Here is a 20,641-nt window from a genome sequence, read left to right as displayed (position 1 = left end):
CCTCGGCGGGGACCGAGGCCGCGGCGGCGGTGTCGACGAACGCCGCCGGCCGCCCGTCGGGTGCCAGGAGCACGACGTCGAGCGCACCGGCCGCCTGGGCCCGGAGCCCCGCCTCGAGCACCGTCACGTCGTATGGGACGCCGACGGCGGGGCGTCCGACGGTGTGCACGCTGAGGGTGTCGACCTGTTTGCCGCGGTGACCGGCGGCGATCGACTGACTCGCTCCGCTCCACAGGAACGCTGCGATGAGTGCCGCCCACGCGATGGTGAACAGGCTCGGCGAGGACCCGCCCGCCAGCGGCACCCCGAGAGCGAGGCCAAGGGTGCCGATCGCGACCACGCGGCCGCACCAGCCGGCCACCACCGATCCGGTGTTCCTGTCCTTGGTACCTGCCCAGACCGCGGCCTGCAGGATGCGCCCACCGTCCAGCGGCAGGCCTGGGACCAGGTTGAACGCACCGACGAAACCGTTGGACAACGCTCCGGAGTACATGAGCCACTCCCCGAGCGACCCCGCTGGCGCGACCCTGGCCAGGCCCAGGAAGACGGCCGCGAGCAGCAGGTTGGCCACGGGCCCGACGACGGCCACGAGCGCCGTGGTGGCCGGCCCGGGGTCGGGACCGGAGAACGTCGTGTGGCCGCCCCACAGCGTGAGCACGAAGGCCCGCGGCTGCTGACCGCGTCGCCGGGCGACGAGTCCGTGGGCCAGCTCGTGCACCAGCACCGAGGCGAACAGCAGCACGACGAACGCGGCGGCGACGACGTAGGCACGCGACCCCAGCCCGGCCAACGACGGTGCGAACACCAGGGTGAGGACGACCGCACCGAGCAGGGAGCTGGGTGCGAGCACGACCGGGGCCCCGGCGACGCGGCCGACCACCCAGCCGCGTGGACGGTCCTGCGAGGGCTGGGGCTGGGTCACGGGGCAAGCCTAGGCGGCGCGTCGACCGGGACCGTCTGTCGGCGGTGCGCCCTAGCCTGACTGCTGTGACCACCCCGCCGAACGGACCCAAGAGCGCGACGGAACCCCTGACATCGAACGCAGCCGACGCATCCGGCCTCGTCCCCGAACCGCCGGTGCGCGCGCCGGGCCTGTCACCGTCGCGGGCCAAGGACTTCCAGCAGTGCCCGCTCATGTTCCGGTACCGGGTGGTGGACCGGCTCCCCGAACCGCCCAGCCCCGCGGCGACCCGCGGCACACTCGTGCACGCCGTGCTGGAGGCGCTGTTCGACCTGCCCGCCGAGGCACGGACCGCCGAGGCGGCTCTCGAGCTGCTCGACCCGCACTGGCAGCGGCTCCTGGCCCGCGATCCGGGGCTGGCCGGGCTGTTCGACTCCCCCGAGGAGCTCGCGGCCTGGCTCACCTCGGCCCGGGCGCTCCTGCACCGCTACTTCGAGCTGGAGGACCCGACCCGGCTGCAGCCGCGGGCCCGGGAGCTGCGGGTCGACCACCAGCTGGAGGACGGGCCGGCGCTGCGCGGGATCATCGACCGGGTCGACGTGGCACCGAACGGCTGGGTCCGCCTGGTCGACTACAAGACGGGGCGCTCCCCGCGACCCGGCTACGAGGCCGATGCGCTGTTCCAGATGAGGTTCTACGCGTTCGTCGTCTGGCGGACCCGCGGCGTGCTGCCCCGCACGCTCCAGCTGGAGTACCTGGGCGACGGCACCGTCGTCACCCATGAGCCGACCGAGGCCGAGATGGCGACCTTCGAGACCCGCATCCGCGCCCTGTGGCAGTCGGTCCTCGAGGTGGCCGCCAGCGGCCGCTGGGAGCCCCGGCCGTCGCCGTTGTGCTCCTGGTGCTCGTTCCGGGACCTGTGCCCGCAGTTCGGCGGGACGCCGCCGCCCGTCGACCCAGCCTCGGTGCTCCGCGCGTTCGGCGTCGGGGCGTGAGGCCTGTCGCCCGGGCTCACGGCCCTGGTGCGGCCTAGGCTGGAACGATGATGTCGCCCGTCTCCCGCTCCCTGCCGCCGGACGAGACCGTCGTGCTCGCGGCCTTCGAGGGCTGGAACGACGCGGGCTCCTGCGCGAGCGACGCGCTCGCTCACCTGCACGCGGTGTGGGACGCCGTCCAGGTCGACGAGCTCGACCCGGAGGACTACCACGACTTCCAGGTGAACCGGCCGTCGGTCGGGGTCGACCCGGACGGCGTGCGGCGCATCACCTGGCCCACCACCACCGTGGCCGTGGCCCGAACCCCGGCCGGACGACAGGTCGTCATCGTGCACGGCATCGAGCCGTCGATGCGTTGGCGCAGGTACTGCACCGAGCTGCTGGACATCGCCGAGGGCCTCGGGGCACGCACGGTCGTGACGATCGGTGCACTGCTCGCCGACGTGCCGCACACCCGGCCGATCCCGATCACGATCACCTCCGAGGACGACGCCCTGCGAGCACGGCTGGACCTTGAGCCGACCACCTACGAAGGCCCGACGGGGATCGTCGGTGTGCTCGCCTACGAGGCGCTGGGCCGCGGGGTGGCCGCGGCTTCGCTGTGGGCGGCCGTACCGCACTACGTCGCGCACCCGCCCTCACCCAAGGCGAGCCTGGCCGTGCTGGGTGCCCTGGAGACGCTGCTCGGGGAGCCGGTGCCGCTCGGCGAGCTCCCCGAGGACGCGGTGGCCTGGCAGCACGGTGTCGACGAGCTGGCCGGCGAGGACAGCGAGATCGGCGACTACGTGCGCCAGCTCGAGGAGGCCAAGGACACCGCGGAGCTGCCGGAGGCCTCGGGCGAGGCCATCGCGCAGGAGTTCGAGCGCTACCTGCGCCGGCGCGACTCGGGGGCCTGAGCCCGGTCGCCGTGGAGGCAGCGTCCTACCAGCGCACCCCGAGCAAGGCCTCGGCCACCATCGTGACCAGGGCGGGAGCCTGCGGGTCGTCGCCGTCGGTGCCCGCCCACGCGTCGATCGCCGCGAGGGCCCGCGGGGAGTCGAGGTCGTCGGACAACGCGGCCCGGACCTCGGCGAGCAGCAGCTCACCGGAAGGCCCGGTGGGCCGCGCGGCGGCCTCGCGCCACCGGTCGAGCCGCAGCAGGGCCTCGTCCAGACCCACCTGGGTCCACTCCCAGTCGTCCCGGTAGTGGTGGGCGTGCACGGCCAGCCGGATCGCGGACGGGTCCGCGCCCTGCTCGCGCAGTCGCCCGACGAACACCAGGTTGCCGAGCGACTTGCTCATCTTCTGCCCGTCGAGCGCCACCATGCCGGCGTGGGTGTGCACCCGGGCCGGGGTGGTGCCCGGTGCCAGGACCCTGGCGTGCGAACAGCTCATCTCGTGGTGCGGGAAGAGGAGGTCGGAGCCGCCGCCCTGGACGTCGATCGGCAGCCCGAGCCCGTCGAGCGCGATGACCGCGCACTCGATGTGCCACCCGGGCCGGCCACGACCCAGCACCCCGGCCTCCCACGCGGGCTCGCCGGGCCGTTCGCGACGCCACAGCAGCGGGTCGAGCGGATGGCGCTTGCCCGCCCGCTGCGGGTCACCACCGCGCTGCGCGGACAGCGCCAGCATGGTCGGTTCGTCGAAGCCGGAGACCGAGCCGAACGCGGGGTCGACGCCCAGGTCGGCGTACACGTCTCCCGGCCCGTCCACCTCGGGTGTCGGCACCCGGTAGGCGGCACCGGCCGCGAGCATCTGCTCGACCACCTCGGCCAGGCGCGGCACGCACTCGCTCACCGCCACGTACACGTCGGGCGGCAGCACCGACAGAGCCGCCATGTCCTGGGCGAACAACGCGCTCTGGTCGGCCGCGAGCTCCCGCCAGTCCACCCCGGTGGCGTCCGCACGCTCGAGCAGCGGGTCGTCGACGTCGGTGACGTTCGACGCGGCCCGGACCGTGAGCCCCTGGTCCAGCCAGGCCCGGCGCAGCAGGTCGAAGGCCAGGTAGGTGGACGCGTGCCCGAGGTGCGTCGAGTCGTACGGCGTGATGCCGCAGACGTAGAGCGTGGCCACCGGGCCGGTCGCGGCCGGCTGCAGCACCCCCGTCGTCGCATCGTGCAGCATGACCGTCGGCCCGTTCCCGGGCAGCGACGGGACGTTCGGCGTTGCCCAGGTGATCACGTCGGCCAGCCTAGGCGGCCACGCCGGCGTCGGCGGGCAGCGTCCCGGTGAGCAGCAGCACCGCCACCACGGCCGCCAGACCCAGCCGGTACCAGACGAACGGCCGGTAGCTGTAGGTCGAGACGATCTTGAGGAACGCGATGATGACGACGTAGCCGACCACGAACGCCACGAGCGTCGCGATCACGGTGGCCCCGAGCGCAGGCCTGCCGTCGACGCCGAAGTCCCCCACGCTCTTGGCGAGCTCGAACAGCCCCGAGGCGAACACGGCGGGCATCGCGAGCAGGAACGAGTACCGGGCCGCCGCCTCGCGGGTGTAGCCCATGAGTCGGCCGCCGGTGATGGTGCCGCCCGAGCGCGACACCCCGGGGATGAGCGCCAACGCCTGCCACAGCCCGAAGACGAGGGCGTCGCGGACCGACAGGTCCTCGACGGTCCGCCGCTGCACCGAGACCCGGTCCGCCCACCCCAGCAGCAGACCGAACACCGTGAGCGTGACCACGATGACCCACAGGTTGCGCAGGGTGCTCTCGATCTGGGTCTGGAAGCCCAGCCCCAGGAGCCCGATGGGCAGCGAGCCCACGACGATGAACCACGCCATGAGCGCGTCGTGGTCCCGGGCGCCGCCCTCGGGTGCGCCGAGGCGCGCTCGCCACGAGGTGCCGAGCGCGCCGCGCAGCGCCCGCCACCACGCCGCCACGATCCGCGCGACGTCGCGCCGGAAGTACAGCAGCACCGCCGTCTCGGTGCCGATCTGGATCATGGCGGTGAAGGCCGCTCCCGGGTCACCCGACCCGGTGAGGGCGCCGATGATCCGCAGGTGGGCGCTCGAGGACACCGGCAGGAACTCCGTGAGTCCCTGCACCAGCCCGAGGAACGCCGCTTCCAGTCCACCTATCCCATGGCTCACGGGGGGTCACCCTAACGGCGCGGGCTACGAGCCCTCTGGGGCGCGCCGATTAGGGTGCCGTCCATGGAGCAGCGCCAGGTGGGCCGCACGGGTCTTCGGGTCTCCGCCCTCGGCCTGGGCACGATGACCTGGAGCCGCGACACCGACGAGCACGAGGCCGGTGAGCTGCTGCGCGAGTTCGTCGACGCGGGCGGGACGCTCGTCGACACCTCGGCCAGCTACGCCGACGGCGGGGCCGAGACGCTGCTCGGCCAGCTGCTCGACGGCACCGTCGCACGCCGGGACGTGGTCCTGGCGACCCGTGCGGGGGTGCGGCGCACACCCGACGGCCCCGTGGTGGACGCCTCCCGCGGTGCGCTGCTGGACAGCCTGGACGCCTCGCTGCGTCGGCTGGGCACCGACCACGTCGACCTGTGGCTGGTGCAGAGCCCCGACCACCGCACCCCGGTGCAGGAGACGGCCGACGCCCTGCGCACGGCCGTGGCCTCCGGACGGTGCCGGTACGTCGGGCTGGCCAATCACCCGGGCTGGGCCACGGCGCAGATGGCGGGGCTGCTGGCGGACGGTCCGGGGCTGGCCGCGCTGGAGGTCGAGTACTCGCTGCTCGCCCGCGGCGTCGAACGCGAGGTGCAGCCCGCGGCCGCCGCCCTCGGGCTGGGGATGCTCGCCTGGTCCCCGCTCGGTCGGGGTGTGCTCACCGGCAAGTACCGGCGGACCGTCCCTGCCGACTCACGGGCCGCCTCGGCCCACCTGGCCGGGTTCGTCCAGCCCTACCTCGGGGCGGCCAGCGCCGCAGTGGTCGACGCAGTCGTCACCGCGGCCGAGGGCCTCGAGCGGGCGCCGCTCGAGGTCGCACTGGCCTGGGTGACCGGACGTCCTCAGGTCGCGTCCGCCCTGCTCGGCGCCAGGACCGCCACCCAGCTGCGCGGGGCTCTCGCAGCCGCCGACGTCGCGCTGCCCGCCGAGATCGTGGCGGCGCTCGACGAGGTCACCCGACCCGTGGTCGGCTACCCCGAACGGCTCACGCCCGGCCGCGACTGAACCGGCCGCGACTGAGCTGCCGGCGGGGCTTGGCCGCAGCGGGCTCAGGCGTCTTCGTCGAGCTCGGCCTCGCCGTCCTCGTCGTCGATGTCGTCCTCGTCGTCCTCGTCCGCGTCGTCCTCGTCGTCGTCCTCCTCGGCGAGGTAGAACGGCGTGGCCTCGCCGTGCACCGTGCCCAGGGCGTCGTCGTAGACCTCGAACGCGTCGGCGAGCACGTCGTACGCGTCGTCGACCGCCGGGTCGTCCTCGCCGTTGCGCGCAACGACGGCGTTGTAGTGGGCCTCGAGGGCAGCGATGAGGCGGTCCAGTGCGGCACGCGGGTCGACGGTCATGCCCAGACCGTATCGCCGCGATGGGCACAATGGGCACACCGAGCACCAGGCGGACGACGGGAGCCGCATGAACGAGACGCCAGGCCGCCCCCGGGCGCTGTCCCGCGGGCAGTACGAGTACCGCACGATGACCATCGGACCGACCGTGAGCCCCTCGGACGCCCGGCGGCTGCTCACCGACGAGGCCGAGTACGGCCGCTGGGAGCTGGCCAGGACCCGGATCTTCGTCGGAGGGCTGCGCGAGGTCGTGCTGCGCCGACGGGTGATCCGGGTCCTGTCGACCCTGTGAGGAGCTACATGAGGTCGAGCAACCGGTCCAGCACCCGGGTGCCGAACTGCAACGAGGCCACCGGCACCCGTTCGTCCACGCCGTGGAACATCGCCGGGAAGTCGAGGTCGTCGGGCAGCTGCAGCGGCATGAAGCCGTAGCCGGTGATGCCCAGGTCCGCGAGGGCCTTGTTGTCCGTGCCCGCCGACAACAGGTAGGGCAGCACGACGGCGCCCGGGTCCTCCGCGGCGATCGCGGCAGCCATGGCGTCGGGCAGCGACCCCTCGACGGGCGCCTCGAGGGCGATGTCGTGGTGCTCGACCTCGACCCGCACCTGCTCACCGGCCAGCCGGGTCACCTGCGCCATGAACTCCTCCTGCCCACCGGGCAGGTACCGGCCGTCGACCGTCGCGGTCGCGAGCGAGGGCACGACGTTCATCTTGTAGCCGGCCGTGAGCGACGTGGGGTTCGCGGTGTGCCGCACGGTCGCCCCGACGAAGCGGGCGGCCGGGCCCAGCGCGGCGACCAGCGCGTCGACCGTGGACTCGTCGTCGGGGTCGAACGGCAGACCGGTGAGCTCGGCGACACCCTCGAGCAGGGTGCGCACCGTGGGCCCGAGGTCGAGCGGCCAGCGGTGCGCCCCGATGGCCGCGACCGCCTGGGCCAGGTGCACCACCGCGTTGTCCGGGTTCACCTGGCTGCCGTGCCCGGCCCGGCCCTGGGCGACGAGCCGGAGCCAGGCGATGCCCTTCTCGGCGGTCTGCATGAGGTAGGCACGTCGCCCGCCGATGTCCACCGAGTAGCCGCCGACCTCGCTGATGGCCTCGGTCGCCCCGGCGAACAGCTCCGGGCGTCGGGTCACCGCGTAGTGCGAGCCGAAGACCCCGCCGTGCTCCTCGTCGGCGAACATCGCGAGCACCACGTCGCGGGCCGGCGGACGCCCCTCGGCGATCCGCTGGCGCACGACGGACAGGATCATCGCGTCCATGCCCTTCATGTCGACCGCGCCGCGCCCCCACAGCAGCCCGTCGCGGATCTCGGCGGCGAACGGGTCGATCTGCCAGTCCTCGGCGCGCGCCGGCACGACGTCGGTGTGCCCGTGCAGCACGAGGGCCGGCCGGCTCGGGTCGGTCCCGGCCCAGCGGGCGACCACGCTGGCCCGGCCCGGCGCCGACTCGAAGAGCTCGGGCTCGAGCCCCGCGTCCTGCAGCAGACCCTCGACATACTCGGCGGCGACCCGCTCCCCCGGCCCCGAGCCGTCGCCGTAGTTCGACGTGTCGAAGCGGATGAGGTCGGCGGCGATCGAGGCGACCTCGTCGGCTGCGCTCATCGGGCCGCTCCGTCCAGGGCGCGGCGCACGAGCAGCGGGTCGATCTGCGGATCGCGGCCGCGCAGGTCCCGGAACGCCCCCAACGGGTCCACCGACCCGCCGCGACCGAGCAGGCGGGTCCGGAAGGTGTCCCCGTTCGCCCTGCTCAGGCCACCGTTCTCGGCGAACCACTCGACCGTATCGGCGTCGAGCACCTCCGACCAGATGTACGCGTAGTACCCGGCCGAGTAGCCGCCGCCGAACACGTGCGAGAAGTAGGTGGTGCGGTAGCGCGGCGGGACCGCCGGGAGGTCGAGACCGGCGGCCGCGAGCGCCCGGGCCTCGAACGCCTGCACGTCCTCGACGTCGGTCGGCACCTCGTCGGGGGCGAGCCGGTGCCACGCCTGGTCGAGCAGCGCCGCGGCCAGGTACTCGGTGGTGGCGAACCCCTGCCCGTCCGCGCGCGCGGCGAGCAACGTGTCGAGCCACGCGGCCGGCATCGGCTCACCCGTCTCGTGGTGGCGGGCGAACGAGGCGAGGACCTCCCGGTCCCAGGCCCACATCTCGTTCACCTGGGACGGGTACTCCACGAAGTCACGCGGCACCGAGGTGCCGGACCGCGACGGGTAGCGCACATCGGACAGCAGCCCGTGCAGCGCGTGCCCGAACTCGTGGAAGAGCGTGATGACGAAGTCCCAGCTGAGCAGCGCAGGCTCCCCCGGCGCCGGACGCGGCACGTTGGCGTTGTTGATGACCACGGGGCGCTGGCCGAGCAGCTGGTTCTGGTCGACGAACGAGTTCATCCACGCCCCACCCCGCTTGGAGTCGCGCGTGAAGTAGTCCGCGACGAACAGGCCCAGCCCGGACCCGTCGGCGTCGAGCACCTCGAACACCCGCACCCCGGGGGCGTAGCCGGGAAGCTCGGGGCGCTCGACGAAGCTGAGCCCGTACAGCCGGTGGGCCGCCTCGAACACCCCGTCGACGAGCACCCGTTCGAGCTCGAGGTAGGGGCGCAGCACCGAGTCGTCGAGCGAACGCTCGGCGCGCTGGACGCGCTCGGCGTAGTACGCCCAGTCCCAGGGCTCGAGCCGGGCGCCCGGGTGGTCACGCTCGAGCTCGACCTGCAACCGCTCCTGCTCGCGCCGCGCGTTGGCCGCCGCCGCCGGGGCCAGCCGGGCGAGCATGTCGGCCACCGCCTGGGCGGAGCCGGCCGTCTCGTCGGCCACCGTCGCCGCGGCGTGGTGGGCGAACCCGAGCAACTGGGCGCGCTCGGCACGCAGCCGAACCATCTCCAGCAGGATCGGCCGGGTGTCGTGCTCACCGCCCGCGCCACGCTCGGCCGAGGCCCGGAACAGCCGCTCGCGCACATCGCGCCGGTTCAGCGAGGTGAGCAGCGGCTGGGAGGTGGTGTTGGCCAGCTCGATCCACCACCCCGCGACCCCGTGGTCCTTCGCCGACTGCGCCGCCGCGGCGATCTCCTGGGCACTCAGACCGTCCAGCTCGGAGGCATCGGTGAGCACGAGCGCCGCGGCGTTGGTGGCCGCGAGCAGCGTGCGCCCGAAGGCCGCGTCGAGCGTCGTGATGCGGGAGTTGAGCTCACGCAGCCGCTCCTTGCCGGCCTCGTCCAGGTGCACCCCGGACAGGACGAAGTCGGTGTGCACCCGCTCGAGCAGCCAGGCGTCCTGCTCGTCGAGGACGAGCTCACCGGACTCCGCCGCGGCGTGCAGCGCGTCCACCCGCGCGAAGAGCCGGGTGTCCAGGTGGATCGCGTCGGAGTGCGCCGACAGCAGCGGGGCGATCTCTTCCTCGAGCGCCTCGAGCTCCGGGCTCGCGTCGGCCGACAGCTGGTTGTAGACCACCGCCGCGACCCGTTCGAGGACCGCTCCGGCGCGTTCGAGCGCCACGAGGGTGTTCTCGACCGTCGGCGGGTGCGGGTCCGTGGCGATCGCCTCCACCTCGTCCCGCTCCTGCGCCATCCCGGCGAGCAGCGCCGGGCGGTAGTGCTCGAACCGGATCGAGGTGAAGTCCGGGAGCCCGTAGGGCAGCGAGGACGGATGGGCGAACGGGTTGGCCGGGTCGAGAGCGGGGGCAGTCATAGGACCATCATGGCCCGACGACCGCCCCCGCCCGTGGTCATCCCGCCCGTCGGCCGGTGTGCCGCGACCGCGGTGTCAGCCGACCAGGTCGGCGAGGACCGCGACGTCGTAGCCGTGCGCCTGCGCCACCGCGGCGCTGGCCAGCGACCCGGCGTGGGTGGTCAGGCCGGCGGCCAGCACCGCGTCCTCCGTGACCGCCCGGCGCCAGCCCTTGGCGGCCAGGGCGAGCAGGTAGGGCAGCGTCGCGTTGGTGAGCGCCGCGGTCGAGGTCACCGGCACCGCGCCGGGCATGTTCGCCACGGCGTAGAGCACCGAGCCGTGCACGGGGTAGGTCGGGTCGTCGTGCGTCGTGGCGTGGGTGTCCTCGAAGCAGCCGCCCTGGTCGACCGCGACGTCCACGAGCACCGAACCCGGCTTCATCGTGGCGATGGCGGCGTTGGTCACCAGGTGCGGCGCCCGCGCACCGGGCAGCAGCACCGCGCCGATCACGAGGTCGGCGTCGACGAGCTCGCGCTCGACCGCCCACGGGGTCGACGCGAGGGTGCGCACCCGGCCGCCGAACAGGTCGTCGAGCTGGCGCAGCCGCGGCAGGGACAGGTCGAGGACGGTGACGTCGGCGCGCATCCCGACGGCGATCTGCGCCGCGTTGGTGCCCACCACACCGCCGCCGAGCACGACGACCTTGGCCGGCCTGGTCCCGGGCACCCCGCCGAGCAGCACCCCGACGCCGCCCTCGTTCTTCATGAGGTGGTAGGCGCCGACACTCGTGGCCAGCCGCCCGGCGACCTCGCTCATCGGGGCCAGCAGCGGCAGCGAGCCGTCGGCGCCCTGGACGGTCTCGTAGGCGATGGACGTCGTGCCGCCGGACAGCAGCGCATCGGTCCCGGGCCGGTCGGCGGCCAGGTGCAGGTAGGTGAACAGCAGCAGGTCGGGGCGCAGGTACCCGTACTCGGCGGCGATCGGCTCCTTCACCTTGCACACCAGGTCGGACGCGCCCCAGACGACGGCGACGTCGGGCTCGATCCGGGCGCCGGCGGCCACGTACTCCTCGTCGGTGATGGCCGAGCCGAGGCCGGCTCCGGCCTCCACGACCACCTCGTGGCCCGCGGCGACGAGCGCATGCGCGCCGGCCGGGGTGAGGGCGACGCGGTACTCGCGGTTCTTGATCTCCCGGGGGATGCCGATGCGCATCGTCTACTCCGTTGTTCGTTCGGCTGAGGCAGCACAAGTGTGAAGATCGTCTGTTTCGAAATGATGTCGACGGAACGATCTCCCGTAGAGTGCGGCGATGACCGCTGAATCTTCGTCCGCCGACACGGCTCGGTCGCGCCGGTCGCCCGCCACGGTGGACGACGTCGACCTCGCGCTGCTGCGCGAGCTCGAGCGCGACGCCCGGACCAGCAACAAGGACCTCGCCGAACGCGTCGGGCTGGCCCCGTCCACGTGCCACGCCCGCATCCGTTCGCTCGTGCGGCGCGGGGTGCTGCGCGGCTTCCACGCCGAGGTCGACCTCGACGCGCTCGGCCGCGGTCTGCAGGCCATCGTCGCCGTCCGGCTGCACGGTGCGGCGCGGGCGCGGCTGTCGCCCGTCGCCCGCGACTTGTCGAGCCGACCCGAGGTGCGCGAGGTCTACCTGCTCGGCGGCGCCGAGGACCTGCTCGTGCATGTCGCTGTCGAAGACTCCGCGGCGCTGCGCGCTTTCGTCGTCGAGCACCTGTCCACCCGCAGGGAGGTCGCGCACACGCAGACCTCGATCGTCTTCGAGCACCTGACCGCCACCCCGCTGGTGGCGACCGCGACGAGCTGACGGGCGCCCGCATGCAGAGTGCCGTGCAGGTCACGCGCGCGGGTTGCGGACATCGCGTGCAGATCCCCGCTGCGCGGCGTCACGGTGCACACCCGCCACGTACGGTGTGACCCTCACCGACCCCGGAGCACACCATCAACCGCCCGACCGTCTTCGTGCACGGAACCCGCACCTCCGCCGCCATCTGGCACGAGCAGACCCGGGCGCTGAACGAGCAGGGTCACCCGACGCTCGCGATCGACCTGCCCGGCCACGGCAGCCGCTCCGACGAGCGCTTCACGCTGCACGGGGCGACGGCAGCGATCGACGACGCGGTGCGCAGCTGCGCCGAACCGCCTCTGCTCGTCGGGCTGTCCCTCGGCGGCTACACCGCCCTCGCCTATGCGAGCGAGCACCCCGACCTCGTCGCCGGTGTGGTGCTGGCGGGCTGCAGCACCGAGCTGCGTGGCAAGCCCCTGACTGCCTACCGCGCCGTGTCCATGCTGCTCAACCGGTCGGTCCGGCTGGGCGGCGACACCTGGCACGTCGTCGCCGACATGCTCGCCGCGATGGCCGGCTACTCCCCCCTCGCCGACCTCGCGCGTCTGCGGTCGCCGCTGTGGCTCGTCAACGGTCGCCGCGACCCGCTGCGGCTCGACGAGTGGCGGTACCGCCGGATCGCGCCGGGCGCGCGCGTCACCGTCGTGGCCGGGGCCGGCCATGACGTCAACCGCCACGCCCCCGACGTGTTCAACCGGCTCCTGCTCGACGCCTTGCAGGAGCTGCGGGTGCCGGTCCTGGTCTGAGGACAGCTCCCGACGCGTCCGTACGTCGTCCGGGTGACGGTCGACACCCGCATGGCGAAGGCCCTCCGCAACCCCAGGACCGTCAGGTACCGTATCTCGCGAGGCCCCCGGGAACCCCTGCCCCGGGGGCCTCGTCACGTCCTCGTGCCGCACCGCCGACGGTGTTCACTCAGATCCGGGCCCTGATCGCCGATCGAGCACCCGACACCACCGACGCGGAAGGTCCTCACCGATGACGACCCCGGACGTCCACCTGGCCCGTGCCGACGTGGACCCACGGCCCGACGACGGCCTGAGCCCTGAGCGCACGCAGGCCCTCATCGACGTCAAGTTCGCCGGTGCCGCACGCCCGGACGGCCCGGCCGCCGCCGACCCGGCGGTCGCCGCGTTCTACCTCGGGATGCGCGAGGCCGACGCCGACCTGGGGAGACGCGCCGAGTCACGTGCGGTCTCCGGCATGCACCAGCTGGGCGCGACCACCGCCCACGAGCTCACGGTCTACGCCTTCTCCCAGACGGTCACCCTGCACCAGCGCGCCCTGCAGACACCCGACCCCGCCGCACGGGCACGCCTGTTCGGCGCCCGCAACGCCTTCGCGGAGAGCTACGCGCAGCTGTCCCTGCGCGATGTCACGCACATGGACGCCGCCGACGTGGCTGATCGTCTCGTAGAGGCGCTGGGCAGCGGACTCGCCGACCCCGGGCAGCTGGTCCAGGCCGCCTGGGCTACGCCGTTCCCGATCGTCCTGACCTGAGGCCAGGCAGCAGCGGGACGCGGGGGTGGGGTCCGCGGACCCCACCGCCGAGCCGTCAGCTCCCCGAGCTGGTGAAGTACACCGTGTCGTAGTCGAAGCCGGTGCTCACGTCGAGCTGCAGGTCCGCGGGGTCCTTGACGGCGTAGGCCACCGCGAAGGTCACCGTGCCGCCGGGGAGCACGTCGCCGTCCGGGCCCATCCCGGTGATGTTGGCGTCCATGTCGTAGATGTCCTCGGCCGCTGCCCCGCCGGACGTGGCCGCGAAGGTCATGAGCATCGGCGTGAACGGCTTGGTCGAGTTGTTCGTCACCGTCACGTCGAAGCGCACGTAGGTCGTGAACTGGCCCGACCCGGTGTAGGCGGTCGCGCTCGGCGTGAAGGCGGTGGGCTGGGAGACCTCGACCTGAACGCCGTCCTCGAACTTGAAGCCGTCCCCGAACGCCGCGATCTGACCGGCATCCGGAGTCTGGGCGGGGGCATCGGTCGCCTGCGCCGAGGCGATCGCGGAGGACAGCTGCCGCGAGGCGTCGTCCAGCGCGCCGGTGGTCGTCCTCGCCGCTGCGATCAGCAGGATCGTCGAGATCACCGAGACGATCCCGAAGAGGATGGACAGCACGAGACCGGCGATCGCCAGACCCGTCCCGGACGTCCCGTTCTTCTTGCTCTTCGACAGACCGACGATCGACAGCACCAGACCGGCCGGCCAGAAGAGGAACGCGAAGACCAGGCCGAGAATCGCGGTCGTCTCCGTCTTGGACCCGGCGGCGACCGGTGCGCCGTACTGGGGGGAGCCGTACTGGGCACCCGGGGTCGCGCCCGGAACGGGCGGTGGGCCGTACCCGGAACCCTGTCCCGGCGCGGGCGGCGCACCGTAGGCGGGGCTTGCACCAGGGGCGGGCGGCGCACCGTAGGCGGGAGCACCAGGTTCGGGAACCGGCGGCGCACCGTAGGCGGGGCTTGCACCGGGGGCGGGCGGCGCACCGTACGGCGGCGGTACAGGCAGGCCCGCAGGCGCCGACCCGGGCGGCGGTGGCGGGCTCGTCGGCGGCTGGGTCCCGCCGGTGGTGTCGTCGGATCCAGGCTGGTCGCTCACGTCGTCGTCTCCCGTGCTCGTGTGGGGGGCGAGGCGGTCGCCACCCTGTGCTGTCGGACGCGCGAGCACCGGCCACGACAGACCTCCGGTGCTCATCGCGCAGGCGGTGTCGACCGTATCGCCAGCCGAGTCGCACCGCGTCGGGTTCGCGAGATCTCACCCGCCGCGCGGCCTGACCTGGGTCTCGATCTGCCCGCTGCCACCACACCACAGCCACCTCACGGAGCGCTCACGGCGTCCGCCGACCAGGGGCTCGACTCGTGCGCGCTCGTCGCCGGGACCGGGAGTCAGGCGACGCGGTATGCCTCGCCACGACCAGGAGATCCCCGGGCTCCCGCGCCCTCGAGGGCATGTCCTCCCGGTGGCCAGCTGTCGACCACCGCAGGCGGGACGAGTCCCGAGGAGGCCGATGCCGTCGGCCGGTCCAGCCGGCTGCGGTGCGCGGTGCCCCACCCTCGCGAACGGTCGGCACGTGCGCGACTGCGACCTCAGCCGCTGCCCCGGGCAGCGTCCGCAGAGCCGTCGGGCGGGCGAGGGTCACCGACGGCGGTCGTCGAGCGACTGGGGGACGCGCGAAGCATCGGTCCCGGAGTCCACAGGGCCGTCGCGCTGATCCACGACGGGACCCGCCGCCTCGCCCTCAGCGCGACACCGGCGACGGGGTCGAGACCCGGGCCGGGGAACGGGTGCTCCTCCCACGACACGTCGCGGGGGTCCGTCAGCGGGGTGATCCTGCCGCTCAGCGCAGTGCGCCGACGGGGTCATGCTCGGTGTCCGGAAGGGGACTTGAACCCCTACGCCCTATACGGGCACTAGCACCTCAAGCTAGCGCGTCTGCCATTTCGCCACCCGGACAGGTGGTCGTCCACGAGCCTTCGACGGCCCGGGACGCGGTCGGAAACGATAGCACGACAGCGCCCGCAGACCGCATCGGCCGCCTCCACCGCCCTGCTGCGGCTCCCTCACGACCATCTCGGGCCCGGGACGCGACGCCGTCCCGCGCGCCGCACGCGCCACGACGCCGTCGTCAGGCGAGACTGTGCCGGGGTCGCCCGCATCGGGACGACCTACGGCGCCGTCCGCGGCACAGGAGGGACCACGACGTGAGCATGCCCACGACATCGCACAAGGTCGCCGGAGCCCGCCGCTCCCCCGCCCCGGCCGGTGCCGACGAGACCGCGCCGCGGTGGCTGCGGCACACTGCGGGGGTCGCCTGGCGGCTCATCGTGGTCGTCGCCGCCCTCGCGCTCGTCTTCATCGCGGTCTCCAAGGTGGTGCTGCTCTTCGTCGCAGTGTTCCTCGCCCTGGTCTTCACCGCGGTGCTGCGGCCGTTCGTCGCGTGGCAGTCCAAGGTGCTGCCCCGCGGTCTTGCGACGGGCATCGCGCTGCTGTCCGGGACCCTCGTGGTGGCCGGGCTGCTCTCGTTCGTCGTCTACTCGATCGCCAACCAGTGGACCGCCCTGTCCGTCCAGTTCACTGACGGCGTGCAGCGGATCATCACGTGGTTCGAGTCGGGCAACCTCCCGTTCAAGCTCACCAACCAGCAGGTCGCCCAGTGGATCACCGACGCCGAGGCCTGGCTGCAGCAGAACGCGGGCCACCTCGCCGGCCAGGTCGCGGCGGGTGCCGGGTCCGTGGTCGAGGTGTTCACCTGCCTGGCCCTCGCGGTGTTCTGCACCGTCTTCTTCCTCGCCCGCGGGTCGCAGATGTGGTCTTGGTTCCTGGACCAGCTGCCCGCGCGCGGACGGGAGAACGTCGGTGTGGCCGCGAGCATCGGCTGGTACACGTTCTCCGGCTACACCCGCGGCACCGTCATCATCGCCGCCACGGACGGTGTGCTCGCCTTCATCGCCCTGGAGATCATCCGGGTGCCGCTCGCCGCACCGCTGGCGGTCCTCGTCTTCATCGGCGCCTTCATCCCGCTCATCGGCGCCCCCTTGGCGATGGTCATCGCGATGGTGGTGGCACTCGCGGCGCTGGGTCCGATCCAGGCCGCCGTCGTGGGTGCGTGCATCGCGTTGATCGGACAGTTCGAGGGGCACATCCTGCAGCCGATGATCATGGGCAAGCAGGTGTCGCTGCACCCGGTCGTCGTCGCGCTCACCGTGGCCGCGGGCACGCTGACCGCCGGCATCCTGGGTGCGGTGGTGGCCGTCCCGCTCGTCGCCGTGGTGTGGGCGATCTTCTCCCGGATGCGCACGGTCGACCCGCCGACCGAGACCGCCGACGACGTGAGCGGGCACCCGGACTCACCCCAGGTGGACGAGGCAGCGGCCCAGGCCTGAGCCCGGGCCTCTCGCCCCGCGGCTGACCTCGACCGGGCGGCACCCGGCTCAGCGGAAGTCCCGCGAGGTGGTGCGCACCCGCAACGACAGCGGAGCCAGGTGCTCGGCGACCAGGTTGGTGGCCCCGTCGGCCTTCTCCAGCTGACCGCGCACGACGAGCGCCGCCGAGGTGCGGGCCGCCGCCCGGAAGCGCTGCCACAGACCGGCCGAGCAGACCACGTTGAGCAACCCGGTCTCGTCCTCCAAGGACAGGAACGTCACCCCCCGCGCAGTCCCCGGGCGCTGCCGGTGGGTCACCACGCCGGCGACCGCGACCCGACCGGACGCGCCGGCACGGTGCACGTCGGCCACCCGCAGCACACCGGCCTCGTCCAACCCCTCCCGGACGAACTGGGTGGGATAGGAGTCGGTCGAGATCCCGGTCGCCCACACGTCCGCCGTCGCCAGCTCGACGGCCTCCAACCCCGGCAGCATCGGGGCACGCACCCCGACCGCGACCGACGGCAGGGTGTCCGGCCCCTCGGCAGCGAGCGCCCCGGCCGCCCACAGCCCGGCCCGACGGTCCACCCCGAGCCCGACCAGCGCCCCGGCCGTGGCCAGGGCCTCCAGCTGGGTCCGGGTGAGCCTGACCCGGTGCACCAGGTCGTGCAGGTCTGCGAACGGCCCGCCGGTGGTGCGCGCCTCGACCAGCGCACCGGCCACGTCCTGCCCGACCGAACGGACCGAGGACAGACCCAGGCGCACCGCGAGCGACCGGGTCCCGGGCTCGGCGCGCCCGGTCCCGCTGGGCAGCGGCACCAGCGGCGGCTCACCGTCGGGTGGCGGCGGTCCGGTGCGCTCGACGCGGGCCAGCACCGCGGAGGCCTGCACATCCGGCCCGAGCACCTCGATGCCGTGCCGGCGCGCATCGGCGACCAGGGACTGCGGGGTGTAGAACCCCATCGGCTGGGCGCCGAGCAGACCCGCGTAGAACGCGGCCGGGTGGTGCACCTTGAGCCATGCCGAGGCGTAGACCAGGTATGCGAAGGAGTAGGCGTGCGACTCGGGGAAGCCGAAGTCGGCGAACGCCCGCAGCTTGTCGTAGATCTGCTCACCGGTGGCCCGGTCGATCCCGTTGCGCGCCATCCCGGCCAGCAGCCGACCGTGCAGCGCCTCCATCTTCTCCATCGAACGTTTGGAGCCCATCGCCCGGCGCAGCTGGTCGGCCTCCGCCGGGGTGAAGCTCGCGACGTCCATCGCCATCTCCATGAGCTGTTCCTGGAACAGCGGCACACCGAGGGTCTTGGACAGCGACTTCTCCAACGACGGGTGCAGGTAGGTGATGGGCTCGCGCTCCTTGACCCGTTCGATGTACGGGTGCACCGACCCGCCCTGGATCGGCCCCGGGCGGATGAGCGCGACCTCCACCACGATGTCGTAGAACGTCTTCGGCGCCAGCCGGGGCAACGTGGCCATCTGGGCCCGTGACTCCACCTGGAACACCCCGACGGAGTCGGCGGCCTGCAGCAGCGCGTACACCCCCGGGTCCTCGTGCGGCAGGTCGTGCAGGCCGAGGCTCGGCCCGCCGAGCTCGGCGATCTGGGTGAAGGACATCCGCAGCGCGGTGAGCATGCCCAGCCCCAGCAGGTCGAACTTCACCAGACCGGCGTCGGCGCAGTCGTCCTTGTCCCACTGCAGGACGGTGCGACCGGGCATCCGCGCCCACTCCACCGGGCACACCTCGATCACCGGCCGGTCGCACATCACCATCCCGCCGGAGTGGATCCCCAGGTGCCGCGGCAGCCGCAGGAACCGTTCGGCCAGGTCGATGACGGCGTCCGGGATCTCCTCCAGCTCGTCGGCCGCCGGCGGGCGGTGCGCGGGCACCACGTCGTGCCGGTCGGGGGTCGGGGCACCGGCCGCCTCCTCGACGGCCCGGGACGCCGCGACCGGCGCCGCACGGGAGACCGTCCACCACGAGCTCTGCTCCCGGGGGCCGCGCAACGACCCCCAGCGCTCGATCGAGGTGCTCCACGCGTCCTGCTGACCGACGTCGTGGCCGAGCGCCCGGGCCGCGTCGCGCACCGCCGAGCGCGGCCGGTAGGAGATGACGTTGGCGACCTGCGCGGCGTGCTCACGCCCGTGCCTGGCGTAGACGTACTGGATGACCTCCTCACGCCGGGCCGACTCGATGTCGATGTCGATGTCCGGGGGCCCGTCCCGCTCCGGGGCGAGGAACCGCTCGAACAGCAACCCGTGGCGCACCGCGTCGACCGCAGTCACCCGCAGCGCGTAGCAGACCGCGGAGTTCGCGGCCGACCCCCGCCCCTGGGCGAAGATGCCGGCCCGTCGGCAGAAGTCGACCAGGTCGTAGACCACGAGGAAGTAGCCCGGGAAGCCGAGGTCTTCGATGACCGCCAGCTCGTGCTCGAGCTGGGCGTAGGCCCCGGGGACCTTCTCGGCCTGCGGCGGGCCGTAGAGCTCGTACGCACCGCGGCGCACCAGCTCGCGCAGCCAGCTGGCCTCGGTGTGCCCCGCGGGCACCGGGTAGGGCGGCAGCCCGGGGGCCACCAGCGACAGGTCGAAGGCGCACTCACGTCCCAGCGCGTCAGCGGTGCGCACCGCCTGCGGATGACGCCGGTGCAGGTCGAGCATCTCGACGGCCGAGCGCAGGTGGGCGGACGGGGCACCGGGCAACCAGCCGTCGAGGTCCTCCAGGCTGCTGCGGGCCCGCACGGCCGCCAGGGCCTGGACCAGGTCGGCGTCCCGCGGGGTGGCCACGTGCACGCCACCGGTGGCCACCAGCGGCAGGTGCGCCTCGGCCGCGAGCATGGCGAGCGCATCGACCCGGTCGTCGTCGTAGGCGTCACCGACGACGGTGGTCTCGACCGCGACGTTGTCCGCGCCGAACAGCCCGACCAGCCGGTCCAGCTCGACACGAGCGGCAGCCGACCCACCGGGGGCCACCCCGCCGACGCCCGACGGGTCCCCGCCCGCCAGGGCTCGACGCACCGCTCCCTTGCGGCAGCCGCTGAGCACCAGCCAGTGCCCGTCCGCCAGGGCCGCGAGCTCCTCGAGCCGGTAGTCCGCGGTGCCCTTGCGACCGGTGCGCAGATGACCTTCCGCGATCGCCCGGGACAGCCGCCGGTACCCCTCCGGCCCGCGGGCGAGCACCAGCAGATGGGTGGCGCGCGGGTCGGGCACACCGGTCGGCTCGTCGAGCACCGCCGGGCCGGGCCGGGCCGGTCGCCGACCGTGCCGCCGCGCATCGGCGGCGGGCAGGTGCAGCTCGGCGCCGAACACGGTGGGCAGCCCCACGGCGCGCGCCGCCTGGGCGAACCGGACCACCCCGTAGAGCCCGTCGTGGTCGGTGACGGCGAGCGCACTCAGCCCGAGCCGCGCCGCCTCGGCCGCGAGCTCCTCGGGCTGGCTCGCCCCGTCGAGGAAGCTGTAGGCGGTGTGCGCGTGCAGCTCGGCGTACCGCGGCTCAGTCGTACTCGGCATCGCAGCACCACCCGTCCGGCCCGCCGACGAGCAGCAGCACCCGGTCGTCGTCGAGCCCCACCTGCAGGTGTGCCCTGACCGACAGCCCGCCGGTGGCGCCGTGCGCCCACCAGCGCGAGGTGCTCAGCCACGGCCCGGCCCACCCGGTCACCGCGTGCCCGCTCAGCCCCTGCTCGGTCAGCCCCTGCTCGGTCGCCGCGTGCTCGCTCACCGCGTACCCGGGCGACCGCGGCGCCGTTCGAGGTCGCTGGTCCTGCCCCGATGAGGTACCGGAGCCGCGACCGGGGTGCAGCAGCCGGGTCGGCGACGCGCTGAGCCGCCCCCGCTCGTCCAGCCGGACGGGTTCACCCGCCGGTCCGAGCAGGGTGACGGGCCACGGCTCGACCGGCACGGTGGCCGGTGGCGGGTCGGGCAGCCGGCCC

At 73.5% G+C, this 20,641-nt stretch carries 17 protein-coding genes, 1 tRNA gene and 1 pseudogene; 8 read left to right on the top strand and 11 right to left on the bottom strand.

Going from position 1 to position 20,641, the window contains the following annotated elements:
* A partial coding sequence (locus F2B26_RS06885) for a site-2 protease family protein (RefSeq protein ID WP_159807745.1) occupies positions 1-922 on the bottom strand: 922 nt, incomplete at its 3' end.
* A gap of 65 nt (positions 923-987) precedes the next feature.
* Here F2B26_RS06885 and F2B26_RS06880 point away from each other — a divergent pair.
* Positions 988-1,896: a RecB family exonuclease gene (locus F2B26_RS06880; protein ID WP_328698659.1), complete on the top strand. Its 909-nt coding sequence runs from the start codon at positions 988-990 to the stop codon at positions 1,894-1,896.
* 47 nt (positions 1,897-1,943) lie between these two features.
* Positions 1,944-2,792, top strand: a complete 849-nt coding sequence (locus tag F2B26_RS06875) for a PAC2 family protein (RefSeq protein WP_159807743.1) — start codon at positions 1,944-1,946, stop codon at positions 2,790-2,792.
* 25 nt (positions 2,793-2,817) lie between these two features.
* On the opposite strand, the gene mshC is transcribed toward F2B26_RS06875, so the two are convergent.
* Together mshC and uppP are read right to left on the bottom strand one after the other, a co-directional pair.
* Positions 2,818-4,056: a cysteine--1-D-myo-inosityl 2-amino-2-deoxy-alpha-D-glucopyranoside ligase gene (gene mshC, locus F2B26_RS06870; RefSeq protein ID WP_159807741.1), complete on the bottom strand. Its 1,239-nt coding sequence runs from the start codon at positions 4,054-4,056 to the stop codon at positions 2,818-2,820.
* 10 nt (positions 4,057-4,066) lie between these two features.
* Positions 4,067-4,966 carry an undecaprenyl-diphosphatase UppP gene (gene uppP, locus F2B26_RS06865; protein ID WP_235929540.1) on the bottom strand — a complete coding sequence of 300 codons (900 nt, stop codon included), beginning with the start codon at positions 4,964-4,966 and terminating at the stop codon, positions 4,067-4,069.
* Positions 4,967-5,029: 63 nt separating this feature from the next.
* Here uppP and F2B26_RS06860 point away from each other — a divergent pair, with 63 nt between their 5' ends.
* Entirely contained in the window at positions 5,030-6,007 is a 978-nt protein-coding gene (locus F2B26_RS06860; RefSeq protein ID WP_159807739.1) for an aldo/keto reductase, read from the top strand.
* Between the two features lie 44 nt (positions 6,008-6,051).
* Here F2B26_RS06860 and F2B26_RS06855 read toward each other — a convergent pair whose 3' ends face one another.
* Positions 6,052-6,339, bottom strand: coding sequence for a primosomal protein (locus tag F2B26_RS06855; protein WP_159807737.1), 288 nt, complete (start codon positions 6,337-6,339; stop codon positions 6,052-6,054).
* Between the two features lie 67 nt (positions 6,340-6,406).
* Here F2B26_RS06855 and F2B26_RS06850 point away from each other — a divergent pair, with 67 nt between their 5' ends.
* Entirely contained in the window at positions 6,407-6,628 is a 222-nt protein-coding gene (locus F2B26_RS06850; protein ID WP_159807735.1) for a DUF5703 family protein, read from the top strand.
* Positions 6,629-6,632: 4 nt separating this feature from the next.
* Here F2B26_RS06850 and F2B26_RS06845 read toward each other — a convergent pair whose 3' ends face one another.
* The 3 genes from F2B26_RS06845 to ald form a co-directional block, all read right to left on the bottom strand.
* The gene (locus F2B26_RS06845; RefSeq protein ID WP_159807733.1) at positions 6,633-7,937 is read right to left on the bottom strand and encodes a M20/M25/M40 family metallo-hydrolase; all 1,305 of its coding nucleotides are present in this window, start codon (positions 7,935-7,937) and stop codon (positions 6,633-6,635) included.
* Positions 7,934-10,012 carry a M3 family metallopeptidase gene (locus F2B26_RS06840; RefSeq protein WP_159807731.1) on the bottom strand — a complete coding sequence of 693 codons (2,079 nt, stop codon included), beginning with the start codon at positions 10,010-10,012 and terminating at the stop codon, positions 7,934-7,936. Before F2B26_RS06840 ends, F2B26_RS06845 begins: the two co-directional genes overlap by 4 nt.
* 75 nt (positions 10,013-10,087) lie before the next feature.
* On the bottom strand, positions 10,088-11,203 hold the full coding sequence (gene ald / locus F2B26_RS06835; protein WP_159807729.1) for an alanine dehydrogenase: 1,116 nt from the start codon (positions 11,201-11,203) through the stop codon (positions 10,088-10,090).
* Positions 11,204-11,300: 97 nt separating this feature from the next.
* On the opposite strand from ald, the gene F2B26_RS06830 reads away from it, so the two are divergent.
* From F2B26_RS06830 to F2B26_RS06820, 3 genes are all read left to right on the top strand, one after another.
* A complete protein-coding gene (locus tag F2B26_RS06830) occupies positions 11,301-11,819 on the top strand; it encodes an Lrp/AsnC family transcriptional regulator (RefSeq protein WP_159807727.1) in 519 nt (172 codons plus the stop codon).
* Positions 11,820-11,974: 155 nt separating this feature from the next.
* Entirely contained in the window at positions 11,975-12,604 is a 630-nt protein-coding gene (locus F2B26_RS06825) for an alpha/beta fold hydrolase (protein WP_235929539.1), read from the top strand.
* A 232-nt stretch (positions 12,605-12,836) separates the two neighbouring features.
* The gene (locus tag F2B26_RS06820) at positions 12,837-13,358 is read left to right on the top strand and encodes a hypothetical protein (RefSeq protein ID WP_159807725.1); all 522 of its coding nucleotides are present in this window, start codon (positions 12,837-12,839) and stop codon (positions 13,356-13,358) included.
* 55 nt (positions 13,359-13,413) lie between these two features.
* Here F2B26_RS06820 and F2B26_RS06815 read toward each other — a convergent pair whose 3' ends face one another.
* On the bottom strand, positions 13,414-14,049 hold the full coding sequence (locus F2B26_RS06815) for a hypothetical protein (protein WP_159807723.1): 636 nt from the start codon (positions 14,047-14,049) through the stop codon (positions 13,414-13,416).
* A 1,173-nt stretch (positions 14,050-15,222) separates the two neighbouring features.
* Positions 15,223-15,306 (bottom strand) — tRNA-Leu (locus tag F2B26_RS06810).
* Between the two features lie 254 nt (positions 15,307-15,560).
* Between F2B26_RS06810 and F2B26_RS06805 the strand changes: the two genes are divergently transcribed.
* Positions 15,561-16,736: an AI-2E family transporter gene (locus tag F2B26_RS06805; RefSeq protein ID WP_159807747.1), complete on the top strand. Its 1,176-nt coding sequence runs from the start codon at positions 15,561-15,563 to the stop codon at positions 16,734-16,736.
* A 48-nt stretch (positions 16,737-16,784) separates the two neighbouring features.
* On the opposite strand, the gene dnaE is transcribed toward F2B26_RS06805, so the two are convergent.
* Both dnaE and F2B26_RS06795 read right to left on the bottom strand, forming a co-directional pair.
* Positions 16,785-20,219 (bottom strand): DNA polymerase III subunit alpha, encoded by a 3,435-nt coding sequence (gene dnaE, locus F2B26_RS06800; RefSeq protein ID WP_159807721.1) that lies wholly within the window; start codon positions 20,217-20,219, stop codon positions 16,785-16,787.
* A pseudogene (locus F2B26_RS06795) lies at positions 20,203-20,641 on the bottom strand (hypothetical protein); the annotation flags it as partial. The pseudogene F2B26_RS06795 and the gene dnaE, both read right to left, overlap by 17 nt.

Origin of the sequence: Cellulomonas citrea (assembly GCF_009829685.1) — a bacterium.
In the GTDB taxonomy this organism is placed as follows: domain Bacteria; phylum Actinomycetota; class Actinomycetes; order Actinomycetales; family Cellulomonadaceae; genus Cellulomonas; species Cellulomonas citrea.
Note: the sequence above shows the minus strand (reverse complement) of the source record. Positions and strands in the feature narration are given on the sequence as shown.

Excerpts from the sequence above, each read along its gene's own strand:
- F2B26_RS06875 (WP_159807743.1), top strand. The coding sequence starts at position 1,944 with ATGATGTCGCCCGTCTCCCGCTCCCTGCCGCCGGACGAGACCGTCGTG.
- F2B26_RS06860 (WP_159807739.1), top strand. The coding sequence starts at position 5,030 with ATGGAGCAGCGCCAGGTGGGCCGCACGGGTCTTCGGGTCTCCGCCCTC.
- F2B26_RS06855 (WP_159807737.1), bottom strand. The coding sequence starts at position 6,339 with ATGACCGTCGACCCGCGTGCCGCACTGGACCGCCTCATCGCTGCCCTC.
- F2B26_RS06850 (WP_159807735.1), top strand. The coding sequence starts at position 6,407 with ATGAACGAGACGCCAGGCCGCCCCCGGGCGCTGTCCCGCGGGCAGTAC.
- F2B26_RS06845 (WP_159807733.1), bottom strand. The coding sequence starts at position 7,937 with ATGAGCGCAGCCGACGAGGTCGCCTCGATCGCCGCCGACCTCATCCGC.
- F2B26_RS06840 (WP_159807731.1), bottom strand. The coding sequence starts at position 10,012 with ATGACTGCCCCCGCTCTCGACCCGGCCAACCCGTTCGCCCATCCGTCC.
- ald (WP_159807729.1), bottom strand. The coding sequence starts at position 11,203 with ATGCGCATCGGCATCCCCCGGGAGATCAAGAACCGCGAGTACCGCGTC.
- F2B26_RS06830 (WP_159807727.1), top strand. The coding sequence starts at position 11,301 with ATGACCGCTGAATCTTCGTCCGCCGACACGGCTCGGTCGCGCCGGTCG.
- F2B26_RS06820 (WP_159807725.1), top strand. The coding sequence starts at position 12,837 with ATGACGACCCCGGACGTCCACCTGGCCCGTGCCGACGTGGACCCACGG.
- F2B26_RS06805 (WP_159807747.1), top strand. The coding sequence starts at position 15,561 with ATGCCCACGACATCGCACAAGGTCGCCGGAGCCCGCCGCTCCCCCGCC.
- dnaE (WP_159807721.1), bottom strand. The coding sequence starts at position 20,219 with ATGCCGAGTACGACTGAGCCGCGGTACGCCGAGCTGCACGCGCACACC.